The sequence below is a fragment of the Clostridium fallax genome (genome assembly GCF_900129365.1).
GTDB lineage: Bacteria > Bacillota > Clostridia > Clostridiales > Clostridiaceae > Clostridium_AH > Clostridium_AH fallax.
In genome coordinates, this window is sequence record NZ_FQVM01000001.1 from 1 (window position 1) to 17,798 (window position 17,798).

At 26.7% G+C, this 17,798-nt stretch carries 15 protein-coding genes; 3 read left to right on the forward strand and 12 right to left on the reverse strand.

Translation table 11 applies throughout. The annotated features are described in order from the left end of the window. The 7 genes from BUA70_RS00005 to BUA70_RS00035 form a co-directional block, all read right to left on the reverse strand. The coding region (locus BUA70_RS00005) for an FAD-dependent oxidoreductase (protein ID WP_072892176.1) at window positions 1-938 on the reverse strand (938 nt) is incomplete at its 3' end. Beyond that, entirely contained in the window at window positions 938-1,828 is an 891-nt protein-coding gene (locus BUA70_RS00010) for a sulfide/dihydroorotate dehydrogenase-like FAD/NAD-binding protein (protein ID WP_072892177.1), read from the reverse strand. The genes BUA70_RS00010 and BUA70_RS00005, both read right to left, overlap by 1 nt. Before the next feature lie 39 nt (window positions 1,829-1,867). After that, window positions 1,868-2,941, reverse strand: coding sequence for a 2,3-butanediol dehydrogenase (locus tag BUA70_RS00015; protein ID WP_072892178.1), 1,074 nt, complete (start codon window positions 2,939-2,941; stop codon window positions 1,868-1,870). Between the two features lie 111 nt (window positions 2,942-3,052). After that, window positions 3,053-4,219, reverse strand: a complete 1,167-nt coding sequence (locus BUA70_RS00020; RefSeq protein ID WP_072892179.1) for an iron-containing alcohol dehydrogenase — start codon at window positions 4,217-4,219, stop codon at window positions 3,053-3,055. Between the two features lie 235 nt (window positions 4,220-4,454). After that, window positions 4,455-6,368, reverse strand: a complete 1,914-nt coding sequence (locus BUA70_RS00025) for a sigma-54-dependent Fis family transcriptional regulator (RefSeq protein ID WP_072892180.1) — start codon at window positions 6,366-6,368, stop codon at window positions 4,455-4,457. A 170-nt stretch (window positions 6,369-6,538) separates the two neighbouring features. Further along, window positions 6,539-7,234, reverse strand: a complete 696-nt coding sequence (locus tag BUA70_RS00030) for a transaldolase family protein (RefSeq protein WP_072892181.1) — start codon at window positions 7,232-7,234, stop codon at window positions 6,539-6,541. A 19-nt stretch (window positions 7,235-7,253) separates the two neighbouring features. Further along, window positions 7,254-9,605, reverse strand: coding sequence for a pyruvate formate lyase family protein (locus BUA70_RS00035; protein WP_072892182.1), 2,352 nt, complete (start codon window positions 9,603-9,605; stop codon window positions 7,254-7,256). A 170-nt stretch (window positions 9,606-9,775) separates the two neighbouring features. Between BUA70_RS00035 and BUA70_RS00040 the strand changes: the two genes are divergently transcribed. Then, window positions 9,776-10,537, forward strand: coding sequence for a DeoR/GlpR family DNA-binding transcription regulator (locus BUA70_RS00040; RefSeq protein WP_072892183.1), 762 nt, complete (start codon window positions 9,776-9,778; stop codon window positions 10,535-10,537). Between the two features lie 173 nt (window positions 10,538-10,710). Here BUA70_RS00040 and BUA70_RS00045 read toward each other — a convergent pair whose 3' ends face one another. From BUA70_RS00045 to BUA70_RS00055, 3 genes are all read right to left on the reverse strand, one after another. After that, complete coding sequence (locus BUA70_RS00045) at window positions 10,711-11,964, reverse strand: GntP family permease (RefSeq protein ID WP_072892184.1); 1,254 nt, start codon at window positions 11,962-11,964, stop codon at window positions 10,711-10,713. 125 nt (window positions 11,965-12,089) lie between these two features. After that, window positions 12,090-13,151 (reverse strand): CdaR family transcriptional regulator, encoded by a 1,062-nt coding sequence (locus BUA70_RS00050; RefSeq protein WP_072892185.1) that lies wholly within the window; start codon window positions 13,149-13,151, stop codon window positions 12,090-12,092. Between the two features lie 427 nt (window positions 13,152-13,578). Continuing rightward, window positions 13,579-14,706: a glycerate kinase family protein gene (locus tag BUA70_RS00055; protein WP_072892186.1), complete on the reverse strand. Its 1,128-nt coding sequence runs from the start codon at window positions 14,704-14,706 to the stop codon at window positions 13,579-13,581. 247 nt (window positions 14,707-14,953) lie between these two features. Here BUA70_RS00055 and BUA70_RS00060 point away from each other — a divergent pair, with 247 nt between their 5' ends. Together BUA70_RS00060 and cls are read left to right on the forward strand one after the other, a co-directional pair. Beyond that, entirely contained in the window at window positions 14,954-15,361 is a 408-nt protein-coding gene (locus BUA70_RS00060; protein ID WP_072892187.1) for a secondary thiamine-phosphate synthase enzyme YjbQ, read from the forward strand. An 83-nt stretch (window positions 15,362-15,444) separates the two neighbouring features. After that, window positions 15,445-16,884, forward strand: coding sequence for a cardiolipin synthase (cls, locus tag BUA70_RS00065; protein WP_072892188.1), 1,440 nt, complete (start codon window positions 15,445-15,447; stop codon window positions 16,882-16,884). Window positions 16,885-16,929: 45 nt separating this feature from the next. Here the strand turns inward: cls and BUA70_RS00070 are convergent, their stop codons facing one another. Next, complete coding sequence (locus BUA70_RS00070; protein WP_242977329.1) at window positions 16,930-17,412, reverse strand: signal peptidase I; 483 nt, start codon at window positions 17,410-17,412, stop codon at window positions 16,930-16,932. A gap of 136 nt (window positions 17,413-17,548) precedes the next feature. Beyond that, window positions 17,549-17,743, reverse strand: coding sequence for a hypothetical protein (locus BUA70_RS00075; RefSeq protein WP_072892190.1), 195 nt, complete (start codon window positions 17,741-17,743; stop codon window positions 17,549-17,551). Window positions 17,744-17,798 lie beyond the last annotated feature (55 nt).

Genomic DNA, 17,798 nt, shown 5'->3' on the forward strand with positions numbered 1-17,798 from the left:
CTATATACTATATGAGTTTCTGCTCCTAATCTTAAAGCTGTTCTTGCAGCATCCATTGCAACATTACCGCCACCTACTACTGCAACTTTCTTTCCGGCTCTTATAGGAGTTGAATAATCTTCTTTAAATGCTTTCATTAAATTGTTTCTTGTTAAAAATTCATTAGCTGAAAATACACCATTAGCATTTTCACCTGAAATATGCATAAACTTTGGAAGTCCTGCTCCTGAACCTATAAATACAGCATCAAAATCTTCTTCTTCCATAAGTTCATCTATAGTTACTGTTCTACCTATAACAACATTAGTTTCAATCTTTACACCTAACTTTTTAATATTTTCAATCTCATTTTTAACAACTGTATCCTTTGGTAATCTAAACTCTGGAATTCCATAAACTAAAACTCCACCTGGTTCATGTAAAGCTTCAAAAATTGTTACATCGTAACCTTTTTTAGCTAAATCTCCAGCACAAGTTAATCCAGCTGGACCACTTCCTATTACAGCTATTTTCTTACCATTTTTAGGTTCAGTTTCGCTTAAATCAATATTATTTTCTCTAGACCAATCTGCTACAAATCTTTCAAGCTTTCCAATAGCAACTGGCTCTCCCTTTATTCCTAATACACATTTTCCTTCACATTGGCTTTCTTGAGGACAAACTCTACCACATACTGCTGGTAATGCACTATATTTAGCAATTTCTTTAGCAGCTGATTCAATATCTCCCTCTTTAATGTGTGAAATAAATTCTGGAATATTTATAGAAACAGGACAACCAGCCATACACATTGGCTTTTTACATCCTAAACATCTTTTAGCCTCTTTTATAGCCTCTTCTAAAGTATATCCTAAACAAACCTCTTTAAAGTTTTTTGCTCTAACCTCTGCTGGCTGTTCAGCCACTGGTGTTCTAACCATTCTATCTTCCATTTTCATTACTTGTCACCTCCGCATCCGCAGCCACCGTGGTGATGAGTGTCTCCTTCTTCTATCTTTAATTGAGCTCTTCCTTCTTCTGTTTTATACATTGTTTGTCTTCTCATAGATTCATCAAAGTCAACTAAATGTCCATCAAATTCTGGTCCATCTACACAAGCAAATTTAACTTCTCCACCTACAGTAACTCTACATGCTCCACACATTCCAGTTCCATCAACCATTATTGGGTTTAAACTTACTGTTGTTGGTATATTTAGTTCTTTAGTTAACATAGCCATAAATTTCATCATTATCATAGGTCCTATAACTACTGCATGATCATATTTTTTTCCTTCTTTTTCAACTAACTCTTTTAAACAATCAGTAACTCTTCCATTAAATCCATATGAACCATCATCTGTTGCAATATAAAGATTTCCTGCAACTTTTTTCATTTCGTCTTCTAATATTAATAAGTCTTTTGTTCTACTTCCTATTATTACATCAACGTCTATTCCATGAGCTTTCATCCATTTAACCTGAGGATAAACTGGTGCTGCACCAACTCCTCCTGCTATAAATATTAATTTTTTCTTTTTAAGTTCTTCTAAATTCTCATGTACAAACTCACTAGGTTGTCCTAAAGGCCCAACAAAATCTGATACATATTCTCCAACTTTAAACTCTGCTAATTTTTTTGTCCCTTCTCCAACAGCTTGAAAAACTATTGATACTGTACCTTTTTCTGAATCATAATCTGCTATTGTTAGGGGAATTCTTTCTCCCTTTTCATCATTTTTTATTATTATAAATTGACCTGGTTTTGCTGATTTTGCTACTCTTGGAGCCTCTATATCCATCAAATAAATATTGTTAGTAAGCTCTCTTTTTGCTACTATCTTATACATTTATTTTCCTCCGTTCTATTTATCTTAAAAGTATAGTTTTTATAATAATGACTTATCTGGTGTAACTAATATTTTAACATGTTTTTTCTTTTCTGGTCCAGTTAAAGTACCAAAACCTTCTTCAACTATATCATCTAAAGAAATTTTCTTTGTTATATATTCAGTTGCCTTGATTCTTCCATCAGCCATTTGTGCTATAACAGCTGGGAATTCATTTCTATAAGCTATTGTTCCAACAATTTTCTTTTCTGTGAAAACTAATATATTAGGATTAAATTCAATATCCTTTTCCCATATACTAGTTATAACCATAGTTCCTGCACTTTTTAAGCTTTCTAAGCCTATATCTAAACCTACCTTAGCACCAGTTGTTTCAAAAGCTACATCTACACCAATTCCGTTAGTTAATTTTCTAACCTCTTCTGGAATATTAACTTCTGTTGGATCTAATACTACATCTGCTCCAGCTTTTTTTGCATATTCTTGTCTTACTGATTTTCTTTGAAGAACTATTACAAGTCTTGCACCTGCTGCTTTTAAACATTCAATAGTAGCTAATCCTATTGGTCCAGCTCCTAAAACTAAAGCAGTATCCCCTGTTCTAAAATCACCAATTCTTACTGAATGAAATCCTACTGCTATAGGTTCTATTAAAGCAGCCTTCTCATAAGACATATTATCTGGTATCTTGTGGATGAATTTTTGTGGAAATACAGTATATTCTGCAAATCCTCCACCGCCACCACATAGTCCATGGAATCCTAAAGAAGGACAAAGGTTATATTTTCCTTCTTTGCAAGCTGAACATTTACCGCAAGCTACTATAGGCTCAACTACAACTCTATCTCCTATTTTAAAATTTGTTACTCCTTCACCTACTTCTGTAACTTCACCTGCTAATTCGTGTCCTAATATAACAGGAGCTACATCTCCACTTATAGGATGTGGTTTTTCTACTGGTATAAATATAGGGCCTCCTAAATATTCATGTAAATCAGAACCGCATATTCCACACCATTTAATTTTAACTTTCACACAATCCTTTTTTATTTTAGGTTCATCAACTTCCTCTATTCTTACGTCATTTTTTCCGTACCATAATGCTGCTTTCATATAATGCCTCCAAAATTTATATTGTTTTATTGTTATCTCAAAACAAAAGCCCCCAAAATTTTGAGAGCTTTTTATTTTAATTAGAGTTAAAATTTAATTCCCTCATTAAAACTAAAAATTAACCTTTGTTCCATAGAATGTACACTCTAATAATTTTTCCATAGTTTCATCATCTATTGCTCTTGGACTTGATCCTGTACATGCATCTAAAACAGCATTATGAGCTACTGTTTTATAATTAGCTTTAAAATCTTCTTCTGTTATTCCATATTCCTTCATAGTTTTTGGAATACTTAATTCTATATTAAATTCATTAATCATTTCTATTAATGAATCTGTTAATTCTTTATCTGTTTCACCTTTTAACTTTAACATTCTAGCTATATCAGCATATCTATCTTCACATACAGTTCTGTTATATTCAATTACATAAGGTAAGAATATTGCATTTGCACATCCATGAGGAATATGGAATACAGCTCCTACTTTATGTGCCATTGAGTGAACTATTCCTAATAAGGCGTTAGAAAATGCCATTCCAGCTAAACATTGAGCTTCATGCATTAAGTTTCTAGCTTCAACATCACCTTTATATGATTCAAGTAAATTAGCTTTAATCATTTCTATAGCCTTTAATGCTAGTGGATCTGAGAAATTTGATCTTAATGATGCAGTATAAGCTTCTATAGCATGGGTTAATGCATCCATTCCAGTATGAGCTACCAATTTAGCTGGCATTGTTTGAGCTAAATCTGGGTCAACTATAGCTATATCTGGAGTTATATTAAAATCTGCTAAAGGATATTTTATTTTAGCTTTATAATCTGTTATTACTGAAAATGCTGTAACTTCTGTAGCTGTACCTGAAGTTGATGGAATAGCTACGAATTTTGCTTTTTGTCTTAATTCTGGTAAACCAAATGGTACTACAGCTTGTTCAAAAGTAAAATCTGGGTATTCATAGAATATCCACATAGCTTTAGCTGCATCTATTGGTGAACCTCCACCCATTGCAACTATTGTATCTGGCTGAAAATCTCTCATCATTTGAGCACCTTTCATAACAGTCTCAACTGATGGATCTGGTTCAACACCTTCAAAAAGCATAACTTCCATTCCAGCTTCTTTTAAATATTCTTCAACTTTTTGTAAAAATCCAAATCTTTTCATTGATCCTCCGCCTACAACGACGAAAGCTTTTTTACCTTTTAATGTTTTTAGAACTTCTAGACAACCTTTTCCATGATATAAATCTCTTGGTAATGTAAATCTTGCCATTTCTAAACTCCCCCTGTTATATATCACAATAATTTATTTTTATTAAAATTATTAATTATTTTCCATTACATAAATTTATATAGCAATTTATATGCCAACTTTTAAGATTGTTATAAAATTAACTTGTTTGCTATTTATCAAACAACTATCTTTTTCTATAAGAATCTAAAAATGTCCTATTTTGATACATATTTTAAAAAAATTGTGTTCAAATTTAGGACACTGTATAATTTTATTACAATTTTATTTTATATTTTTTTATTTTATTATATAAAGTATTTCTACTTATTCCTAAAAAAGTTGCTGCCTTACTCATATTATTTTTACAGCCTCTAATAGCTTTTATTATAGTAGCTTTCTCTATATCTACTAAATTAAAAGTATCTAAAAATTCTATCTCATCTTTTTCATTATTAAAATCTAGAGAATTAAATTTATTTTCGTAATAAATATTATTTTCTTCTATGTCATTAAATATATCAAAGGATATATTCCCCTCTAAATTAACTAAATTCTCTATACAATTTTCAAGTTGTCTTATATTTCCCGGCCAATTATAATTTATTAATTTATAATAAAGACTTTCATTTATATGAGGGACTGATTTGTTTAGTTTAAAAGCTTTAATTCTTAAAAAATAACTTATTAATTTTTTTATATCTCCCTTTCTTTCTCTTAAAGGCGGAACTTTTATAGGAATTACACAAAGTCTATAATATAAATCTTCCCTAAAGTTTCCCTTTTTTATTTCTTTTCTTAAATCCCTATTAGTAGCTGCAATTACCCTTACATCTACAGGAATTTCTTTATTTCCTCCAAGTCTTGTTACTCTTCCTTCTTGTAAAATTCTAAGAAGATTTACCTGAAGATCTAAAGACATTTCACCTATTTCATCTAAAAATAAAGTTCCTCCATTAGCTAATTCAAACTTTCCTTCTTTTCCACCTTTCCTTCCTCCAGTAAATGTTCCTTCATCATATCCAAAAAGTTCACTTTCTATAATATTTTCTGGTATGGCTCCACAATTTATAGCTACAAATTTATTATTTCTTCTATGGCTATAATTGTGCATAGCTTGAGCTAGCACTTCCTTTCCAGTTCCACTTTCTCCTTCTATAAGAACTGTAGAAGGACTATTAGATATTATTTTACAATTAGTTATAACATTTGCTATAGCAGCACTTTCCCCTATAATATCATCAAAATTATAAAAAGCTCCTGTATTTAACGTATTGTTTAATGGTATTTCCTTCTCACATGTCATTGTGATTACCATTCCTACTACCTTTGTTTTAAGTCTAACAGCTCTAAATTTTAATAAAACTTTATGCTTACTTGTATGTTTTATCTTTACTTCCTTTGCAAAATATTCCTTGCCATTTTCCAATTCTTCTAATATATTTATCCAATCTGGTACTATATCTTCTATATTTTTATTTATTATTTGTTCCTTTACTTCAAATAAGATTTCTGCACCAAAAGTACTTATATTTTTAATTTTTCCTTTAGTGTCAACAATCATTATTCCCTTATCTACATTATCTATTACACTCTCCATATAATTATAAGTTTCATCTAAAATATTATTTATTTTAAGTTTATCAAGTTCATTCTCTATAGCCTTTACCCCAAATATAACTAGTCCTAAAGTATGAGGATGTTTTTTACTTTGCTCCCCGGTTAAATTTAATGTTCCTATTATTTTTCCAGAGCTATTATGTATTGGCGCTGCAGAACAAGTTAACTTATGAAATATATCTATATAGTGTTCCTTAGCAGTTATTTGAACTGCCTTGTCTTCACTAATAGCTGTTCCCATAGCATTAGTACCTATACTTTTTTCATCCATATATGCTCCAACAATTAAATCTAATTTTTCAAATTCATCTACTATTTTATTATCTCCCTTAACATATAAAATGCATCCGTTATTATCTGTTAAAACAATTATAAAATCCTTATCGCCAAGAGCTGAATAAACCATATCTATGTAAGTTCTAGATATTTCTATAAGCTCTTTATTTTTTATAAGTATCTTTTCTAAACTCTCGCCCTTTAATATCTTTTTAGAATGACTACTCTCTTTTTCTATTCCATAATATTTACTTCTTTTATGAGACTCTTCTATTATCAATTCTCGATTTTTCATTTAAATAATCCTTCCATATAAATACTTATATCTATTTAAATTGTTAATAATTTAATTATACCATATTATTAATATTTAATAGGTTAGTATATATTCCACCTTATAATAATAAAAAGATTACTAATTATTTATAGTAATCTTTTTATTGTTATAATTTATTTAAATTTTATTTATAATAAATCTTTTATCAAAATATTTTCTCCATAAATTTTTATCCAGTCTTCTTTAAACTTAAAAAGAATATTTTCTATATACTTTTCATCAAAAATATCGTTTATAAGCTCTTTATTTAATGATAATCCGTGTACTCCTATTTTTAAAATTTCTTCTAAATAGTTCTTTGTTTTGATATTAGAAACTAAAAGTTTAGTATTTAATTTATGTATATTTATTTCTTTAAAAATATCTGATATTATTTTTAATAAATTATTATCATTTATATCACCTTTATTTTCTTTGTTTTCACAACAAAAAATTTCTAAATAATCTGCACCACATAAAGCGGCCATGATCCCTTTAGAAGATGAATTTACAGCTGTTGCTATTACATTAAACTCTTCTTTTTTAAGTATTTTTATAGCTTTTAATCCTTCTTTAGTTACAGGTATTTTTATATAAATATTACCACCTAAGATTTTTTTTATCTTTTTTGCTTCCTCTATAATATCCATAGTCTTTTCTCCTAAAACCTGAATATTTATAATTCTTTCTTCACCAATTAACACTCTAATGCTTTTTAAAAGCTTTGAAAATTCTACTTCTTCTTTTGCTATTAAGGATGGATTAGTATTAATTCCACTTATAGGATAATTGTCTATAATATCTTTTATATCTTCTAAACTAGCTGTATCTAAAAAATAAATCATATATTATCCTCCTTATATTTTAAAAATATTGTTCTGTTTTGTTTATTATAGATTCTTGAATGTCATAATCTAAATTTACAAACTTTGCACAGCATCCTTCTACTTTAACTACTAAATCTTTATATTTTTGTGGATACTTTTGTGCTTCTTTTAAAATATCATTATCTAATATATTAAATTCAATATTAATTGATTTGGTATTTATAAAGTATTTAATCAAATTTATAATCTTTTTTATTCCATAAGCGGTTTCTAATATATTTTTAGAAAATTTTAAGTTTAATGATTGATTAAATTCTAATTTTCCTTTTACTGTAGATAAGGATTTCAATAAATTTTTAGGCCCTCTTATATCTGTATTATAATATGGTAAAATCCCTTCTGAAATTGGCATGTAAGCTTTTCTACCATCTGGAGTTCCATAAGTATGTTTCCCTAAAATAACATGTGAACATAATCCTACTGTAGATAAACTATAGTTATATTTTTTAAAGTTGTTTTTATAATTATAATGTTTATATTTTTTTATTTCATTTAAATATGATAAATAAATATCTCCCATAAGATCATCTACATATTTTTCATTATTTCCATACTTAGATGCCGAACTTAAAATATCTTTAATATTTTTTTCTTCTTTACCTTTAAAATTTTTATCTACAGCTTTTTTTATATCATTTATTGTTAATATATTATTTTCATAAACGGTTTCTTTTATAGCTTTAAAGGAATTAGCTACATTAGTTAATCCAATTTGGGCTCCAGAAACTATATTATAAAATTCTCCGCCTTCATTTATAGGCTTTCCTCTTTCTATACAATTATTTACTAGTGAAGAACAAAATATATTAGGAAAGTCTTTTATATTATTATCTATAATATCATCTAAATTTATAACTAAATTAGTATAATACTTTAAATTTTCTCTCCAAGTATTATATAAGCTTTTATAAGTATAAACTTCATTTAACTCCTCTTTACCATTACAAAATTTATTTAAAGTTATTTCCATTATCTTTGGCATATTTATAATAGTTTTTCCTATGCAATTATAGCCATGCTTTCCTGGAATAGATATTCCTCCATATCCAGTTATCCCATAATTATAAGCATCTTCGTATTTAACCCCACTATTAACTAAAAAATTTATAACCTCTTCATCATTATAAAATCCTAAAGACTTAAATCCATTTTTAATAGTTTTTACAGATTCTTTTATAAAATTTTCATCATAATTTAAATTTACCCGTATAGAAAGATTAGGTTCTATTAAGTTTAATTCTCCTATAGATTCTAAAATTAAATAACTTAATTCATTTACACAATTATCTTTAAAATAACTTTTACCTCCGATTGTTATATTAGAAAAAGGTAAATATCCTATATTACTAGTTATACATTTATTAGGTCTTATTTTTATAATAGAATTTAATTTTATTACAAAACATTGTAATAATTCCTTAGCCTTATATTTACTTAATGTTTTATTATGTATATCATTCTTATAATACTTATATAAATATTGGTCCATTCTTCCAAAAGATAAAGAATCACCATTGCTTTCTATCTCTAAAACTAAATATATAAACCAAATCATTTGAATAGCCTCATAAAAATTAGTTGGAGGTTTTCTAGGAACTCTATTACATATCTTACTTATTTTTAATAATTCTTTTTTTCTTTCTATATTGTTTTCTTCTTCTAATAATTTTAAAGCTAAATCTTTATATCTTTTTGAAAAATTTATAATACTTTTATTCACTATAAGTATAGATTGTAAAAATTCTTTCTTTTTAATATTATCCTTATTATCATCTAAACTTTTAATTTTTCTAGTAACTTCATTGTTTATTCCTTCTAATCCTAAAGTTAAAGCTTTCTTAAAATCAGGTATTATATTAGAACTTCCTGATACCATAAGCTCCTCTCCATAAAGGACTTTATCATTAGTTGCAATTTTTAGTTCCTTAAATATACTTAAATTACATTTATCATTGAGATTTTTTCCTTCCCAATATCTCAAAATTTCTAAAAGTTCTTCTATGTTATTTTCATCTAAAGAAAACCTATTTTTAGACCTTTTATTGAGATCTTTATTATTAACCAATTCTTTTATCCATTTTACTGAATACTCTGGAAAAATAGGAGCAGATTTTATATGAGAACTTAGATTTCCAACTATTAATTCTTTATCATTTATATATATTGTCATATTTTTTAGTATCTTTTCTAAGGCTTTTGCTCTTTTTATATATGTTGATTTATTTTCATTTTCCTTATAACTTTCTGTTAGATATCTTGCCCTTTCAACACAAATTTTAAGATTTTGAGATAATATCTCTTTTTTTAAATTTTTAATTCTATCTAACATATTATCTCCTTACATTTTACAATTTATTATTACTTATTATTATTTATTATTATTTATTATTATTTTATATTTCTTTTTCATTCTAAGTCAATACTTTTAATTTAATTATTTTTATTTATAATAGTTTATATAATGATAACTAATCATAATTAAGCTTGAGGTGATTTATATTGTTTGCAGAAGAGCGCTCACAAGAAATATTAAATATTTTAAATAAAAATGGAAAGGTTCTCGTTAAAGATTTAAGCGTAAAATTCAAAGTTTCAGAAGGAATGATAAGAAAAGACTTACAAAAATTAGAAAAACATGGAAAATTAAAAAGAACCTATGGTGGAGCCATAACAAATAGGCAAATAGCTGAAAAAACAACTATATCTAATAGAAAAATAAAGAATTTAAACAAAAAAGAAACCATATCTAAGAAAGCCCTTACTTTAATTGAAAATAATGATACTATATTTTTAGATATTTCTAGTATAAATTTAATTCTTGCAAAACTTATATCTAAAAGTGATAAAAAGATAACCTTAATTACAAACATGATAGAAATAGCTACTATTTTTGATGATACTTCAAATGTAAAAATAATTTGTATAGGTGGTATATATGACAAAAAACTAGGAGGCATTATTGGTTCTGAGGCTATAGATGCCATTTTAAAATATAGAGTTAATAAAGCCTTTATAGGAAGCTGTGGCGTTAATTTACAAGATAATTCTATAAGTAATTTTGATTTAGAAGAAGGGAATACTAAAAAAGCTATAATTTCCTCTGCTAAAGTTTCATATTTATTAATGGAAAAAGAAAAATTCTATTATGATGGAATATATAAATTTTCACATCTTAATGATATTGATGGAATTATTTGTGATGCTATGCCAGAACAAAATATATGCAAAACGTTAAAAAAATATAATGTTTCTATTATATAAAATATAAAATTTATATTGAATTATTTATAAAAAAATATCCTATAGAATAGTTTTATTTTCTATTCTATAGGATATTAAATCTTATTTATAAATTCTAAGTAACTAAACTGGTTTTATTTTGGATAAGAAATATATTTAATTCAATCTTTAAAATAAACTTTTAGAATAAATTTTTATTTTAATATTATTCCATATATTATGGTTGAAACTATAGTCATTCCTAAACCAACTAAAGATTCATAAGGAATTAACTTTAGTCTTTCCTTCATTGGCATTGTAACACTACCACCTGTGGCATGGAAAAAGCTTCCATGAGGTAAATGATCTAAAACTGTTGCTCCAGCATGAATCATAGCTGCTGCTGGTAAAGCTCCAACTCCTAATCCTAAGATTGTTTGTCCGAATACTGAACTTGCAACTGCTGTACCTGATGTTGTTGATGCTGTAGCAGCTGACATTAGTATACCTGAAATTGGTGCTAGTAGAAATGCTGGAAGTCCTATGTAAGTTAGTCCATTTACTATAACATCTTTTAATGCTGAATTTGAAATTATTCCAGCTATAGTTCCTGTTCCTATAAGTAATATGGCAACCCCACTCATCTTAGCTAATCCAAATTGTGCATATTCATTTAATTTTTTAACCTTACCCATAGCAATTATACCTATTACTCCACCTATTGGAAGTGCTAATAATGGATCTATTGCAATATTAGCTAAAGGTCTTAATGCTAGTAATACTATAGCTACTAAAGGACCTATAATAGATGCAAAAAATGATGGCTTATCTTCTACCTCTTCCGTTAAATCTGATAAACTTACACTACTTCCTCTTTTAGCTAGCTTTTTTGATATTATTATTGTTATTATGATTCCGAATATTGCTGGTATTACTCCTGCTAGCATTACTGAGGTTAAAGGTACGTTAAAGTTATTTGCTGCTGCTATAGTATTAGGATTTGGTGAAATTATATTTCCAGCCTTTCCTCCACCAACCATAGCTATTAATATACCTGTTTTAGTTAATCCTGTTTTATGAGCTACTGCTAAAGCTATTGGTGCTACTGTTATAACCGATACATCTACAAATACTCCAACTGCTGTTAAAACCATAGTTGCTATAGTTAAAGCGACTAAAGCATTTTTCTCTCCTATTTTTTCTATTATACTTTCTGCAATTTTAGCTGCTGCTCCTGATTTTATAAGAACTCCTGCTAAAGCTCCTGCAGTTAATATTCTTAAAACCGCTGGCATCATTCCCTTACTTCCGTCAATCATAAGCTTTACTGTTCCTTCGATTCCAGCTCCACCTACTATTCCTCCAACTAAGGCTCCTATAATTAATCCGTAAGCAGGATGAACCTTTTTTATTATAAGAAAAATAGCTACTATTAATCCTAAAATTGCTCCTAATGCTGTTACATGCATTTTACTCCTCCTAAAATATTTAAATTTATAATCTTTATCAATGTAAACATTGTAAACCAAGTAATTGCATAAATCATTGTTAGAATAACCAAAGTTGAAAATGTTTGCTTAGTGCAAATAAACAATTACTTTCTGTACAATAAACAAGCAGTATATAGTTCAAACAAATCTAAAAATACCTTAGGATTCTTGCCTGTTAAACAGTTTATTTTTTCTAATCTATAGTTAAGGGTATTTCTATGAATATTTAATTTCTTAGCAGTTAAATTTATCTCTCCATTACATTCTATATACATATCTATAGTCTTTATAAGTTCAATTTTTTCTCCTTCATCCTTAAGCTTTTTCACATGATTTTTCATTAGATCATTTTCCTTACAGGTTGCTAAAACAGAAAGAAAATAAAGATTTTCATAGTAAAATATATTTTCTTTCTTTATATAATCGCTTCCTACTTTTATTGCTAATTTAGCTTGCTTTACTGCTTTTCCTATGATCTTTTCTTTATTACTTATTCCTACCTTAACACTTTTATTTTCTAAAATATCTAGTATACTTTTTATCTTATCTTTACTTTTTAATAGAACAACAAAAGAATTGTGCCTTCTTTCAATAATGAACTCTTGTTCATCTAAATATTGCTTTATAGTATTTTTTATAGTTTTTATTTCCTTAACTCCACTACTAATAAAATTAATTAAAACCGCTATTCTTTTAACCTCTAAATTAATACCAAGTTGCTCACATCTATCCTTTAGTTCTTTTTTATAATCATTTTCCACAGATACAAGTTCATATAGGAGTCTTTCCCTATGAATTTCAAAAGCTTTTCTTTCAGATAAAATATAGTTTTGATTAATTAAAAGCTCTGCAGTTACCCTTACTAATTCTCCAAAGGGTCTAACCTCATCAGGATTACCTGTAATCCCTATAACCCCAACTACTTCTCCTTTAAAAAATATAGGACTATTTACCCCTAACTTTACTTTATCTTTATTCTCAGTTATTTCATTCATTCTTTTAGTTGCCAAAGCTTCCTTTGCACCTTCATGAACTGTATATAATCTATTTTTATCTCCACTTCCTATTATAATTCCTTTATAATCCATAATATTAATATTATAAGGAATTATATCCATAACCTTCTCCACTATCTGCTGGGCTATATCTTCATTTAGAACTAACATCAAAGCACCTCTCTATTTTATAAAATTATATTTAAGTATTAATTATACTTTCAAAATTAAATTATATATCAATATTTTATAAATATATACAAAAATATATTTTTTATCAACTTTTTATAAAATTATTTATAGTGTAGATAAAAATACAATAAATAAAAATAAACACTATCATAATTTTGTTGTATTAAAATATTTCTTTAAATACAACAAAATTAGATAGTGTTTTTATTTTTATTAAACTTATATAGATTGATATAACAAACAATATTATTTATAAATTGTAATGTTATGTTTTTAAAGGATTTTTAACAAATTTATATATTTAAATAAATTATATTTATATTTAAAATTATGCAAGAATCATATAAATAATATATAGGTAGTTTTTATGTAAATAAAAATATTTATTAAAATCCTCCTTGTAATCTTATAAATTTAATATTCTAACGATATTTTCTGTAGTTCTTTCTATATTTTCTTTTCCATCTTTTAAAGCATCTTCTAAAGATACTATTCCTGGTAAAATTCCTATTATAGAATTTATTCCACAACTATAAAGCTCTTCTATACCTTCTCCTACCTTACCTGCAAAAGCTATAGTAGGTACATTGTATTTTTTAGCTATACTAGCTACTCCAAATGGAGTTTTTCCAAATTTAGTTTGCCTATCTATGCTTCCTTCCCCAGTAAACACAAAATCTGCATCCTTAACTTTATCTTCAAGCTTTGTATATTTTATTACAATATCTACTCCTCTATTAAGTTCTGCATTACAAAATCCTAAAAGAGCAGCTCCTAGTCCTCCAGCAGCTCCTGCACCTTCTAAAGTCTCTACTTCTTTACCAAGTTGAGTTCTGATAATTTTTGCATAGTGTTTTAAATTCTCATCTAATACCTTTACCATTTCTTTATCAGCACCTTTTTGAGGTCCAAAAATATTTGATGCTCCATTATCTCCAGTTAAAGGATTAGTAACATCACAAGCCACTTCTATTTTTATATTATTAATTCTTTTATCGAAATTATCTAAGTCTATTTTTTCTAATTTATCTAAAGTTCCACCACCATAAGATAATTCATTACCATCTTTATCCAAAAGTTTTCCACCTAGAGCTTGAACCATTCCAGCTCCTCCATCATTTGTGGCACTTCCTCCGATTCCTATAAATATTTTATCTACACCTTTATCTAAAGCTGCCTTTATAAGTTCTCCTGTACCATAAGTTGTAGTAATCATAGGATTTCTTCTTTCTAGTTCTACATAATGAAGACCACTAGCTTCAGCCATTTCTATTACTGCTGTTTTTTTATCTCCAAGTATTCCATATTTAGCTTTTACTTTATTACCTAAAGGTCCAATAACATCTATAGTAAATATTTCTCCATTTGTTGCATCAACTAATGATTGAACAGTTCCTTCACCACCATCAGCCATTGGTACTTTAACACATTGTGCATTTGGACAAACTTTTTTTATTCCTTTTTCCATAGCATCAGCTACTTCTCTAGCTGTCATACTCTCTTTAAACGAGTCTGGTGCCAAAACAAACTTCATAATTTTTCACTCCCAATTATCTCTTTTAGACTTTACTTTTAAAGTATATATCAAAAATTAAATGTTTTCATCATGCAGTTATTAAAATAAAAGATAAATAATTAGTGCAAATATACAATCTTATTTTTTAGCAACTGCTTTCCATATTAATACTTTATCTTATATATATTTACAGCAATGATACCATAAATTTTTATAATTATGATATTATTAAATAAAAGATATATGATAAAAAGGAGAGGTAATTATGACTAATTTATTTGAACACAAGCTTTCTATAAAAGATAAACAGAATTTAATAAAAATAACTTCTTTTATCAATGAAGATATAAAAACAAGTAAAATTAGAGATGGAATCATAGTTGTATATTGCCCTCATACAACTGCAGGAATAACTATTAATGAGAATTCAGATCCAGATGTAGTTAGCAATCTAATAAAGGGATTTGAAAAGGTATATCCTACGATAAATAAAGACTATAGACATCTTGAAGGAAATTCTCATGCTCATTTAAAATCATCAACTATAGGAGCATCCCAAAGCTTAATTTTAAAAGATGGAAATTTAATATTAGGAATATGGCAAGATATATATTTCTGTGAATTTGATGGCCCAAGAGAGAGAACTTTTTATGTGAAAATAATGGAAGGTTAATTTATCACATTTTATTATATATTAAATTTTATTTTAAATATTTTTTATATAAATATACATACTAATATATGGAGGTGAAAATTATGAATACCTCATTAATTATAAGTACCACTATATTCATAATTAATTTAATATTAATAGGCTTTGTAATATTTTTTGAAAGAAAACAACCTTCTGTCACCTGGGCTTGGGTTCTAATTTTAACATTTATACCAATTATAGGTTTTATAATTTATATATTCTTTGGTCAAAATCTAACACACCAAAAAATGTTTAACAAAAAAATCATAAATGATAAAGGAAAAGAAGAATATATAAAAACATTAAAAGAAAATTATAGAGATAGTAAATATTTAAAAAAATACTCTTCTCTTATAAAGATGAATTATAAAAATGCTAATGCACCTTATACTGAAAATAATAAAATCACACCTTTTTTTGATGGTAAAATTCTATTCGAAGATATATTCTCAGAAGTAAAAAAGGCAAAAAAATTTATTCATATTGAATTTTATATATTTAGAACTGATAACTTAGGTAGTGAATTTATGGATTTACTTATTGAAAAAGCTAAGGAAGGTGTAGAAGTTAAAATTTTAGTAGATTGTTTAGGGGACGGAATTAGTAAAAAATATATAGAAAAACTTAAATCTTTTGGTGGAGAATATGCTGTTTTCTTTAAAAGTTTTTTTAAATATATAAATAAAAGAATTAACTATAGAAATCATAGAAAAATAATTGTTATAGATAGTAATGTAGCCTACTTAGGTGGTTTTAATGTAGGAGATGAGTATATATCTAATGATAAAAAAATAGGTTACTGGAGAGATACCCATCTAAAAATTGAAGGTAATTCTATAAACGATTTAGAATCTCGATTTATACTAGATTGGACTTACACAGTAAAAGATTATTCTATGTCAAAGTATAGAAAATACCTTAAAAAATTAGAATTTAAAAATACCTTAGATTCATTAATAGGCGTTCAAATAGTTTCTTCTGGTCCAGATTTAGATACAGAACAAATAAGAAATGGATATGTTAAAATAATAAATGATGCTAAAAAAAATGTATTTTTGCAAACTCCTTATTTTGTTCCTGATGATTGTATGCTTCAATGCTTAAAAATGGCTGCTAGCTCTGGAATAGATGTTAGACTTATGATACCAGGAAAACCTGATCATTTATTTATGAGATGGGTTGCTAATTCATATATAGGTGAACTTTTAGAAAGTGGAGTTAAAGTATACTTATATGATAACGGATTTATTCATAGTAAAACTATGGTTTCTGATTGTAACGTCGCAAGTGTTGGAACTGCTAATATGGATATTAGAAGTTTTTCTTTAAATTTTGAAACAAATGCCTTTATCTATAATAGTGATATAGCAAATATTTTGGAAAATCAATTCCTTAAAGATATGGAATATTGTAAAGAAATTTCCTTAAAAGAATTTAGAGAAAGAGGAATTGTAACAAGATTTTTTGAGGCTATATCTAGACTATTATCTCCTATTGCTTAAATAAAAATACTTCCACAAGTTTTTCTTGTAGAAGTATTTTTCATTTTAATTTTTAAATACATCCCATATTATTATTAAAGCTATAATTATTAAAATTGCAGAAATTACTATAGGCTTACTTAAAAATACTAAAACATATCCTAATTTAGGAATTACTAACTTAACTTGTCCTATAATATTATTTTCCTTTACAATTTCACTATCCTTAACATTATTATTATCTCCTTTAGTTATAAAGCCATTATTGTTTTTTTCTACTATTCTATGAGTTACAATTCTATTATCTTCTTTAAAGGTTATAATATCTCCCTCTTTTAACTCATCCTCTGCTACTTTTTTAACTAGTACAATATCTCCTGGCTTAATTTTAGGTTCCATACTTCCTGTAAGTATAGTATAAGTTCTATATCCAATAGTGTTGTAAGCTCCATCAAATCTATTTAATATTCCATTTAGTATTATAAGAATCATGAAAGCTACAACAAGAACCTTAATAGTTCCTTTAATTACCCTTGAATACTTTTTCACCAATTATTTCCCCCTGTTAATAGTAAGTTATTTATAAATTTCCTATTTAAAATATCTGATAAAGTATACTTTACAATTTTAGCCATTTATATTTTAACATTTTTTACCTGATTTGATAATATACTTTAAATTTTTTTTATAGAGAATCCTTTAATAACTTTAATTTTTCTAATAATTTTTCTTTCCAAGTTTTATTTTTTTCTTTTATCATCTTTTGAAATTTACTTTTAACAGTTTTCTCTTCTAGTTTTTCTATCTTTTCTTCCATTTTGCTTTTATTATCAATACCTATTTTTTTTAATAGATTTTTTGTAGGTTTTATATTACTCATCTAAATCACATCCTTAAAGATAAAAAATTGTAATTAACCATTTAATATTAAAAAT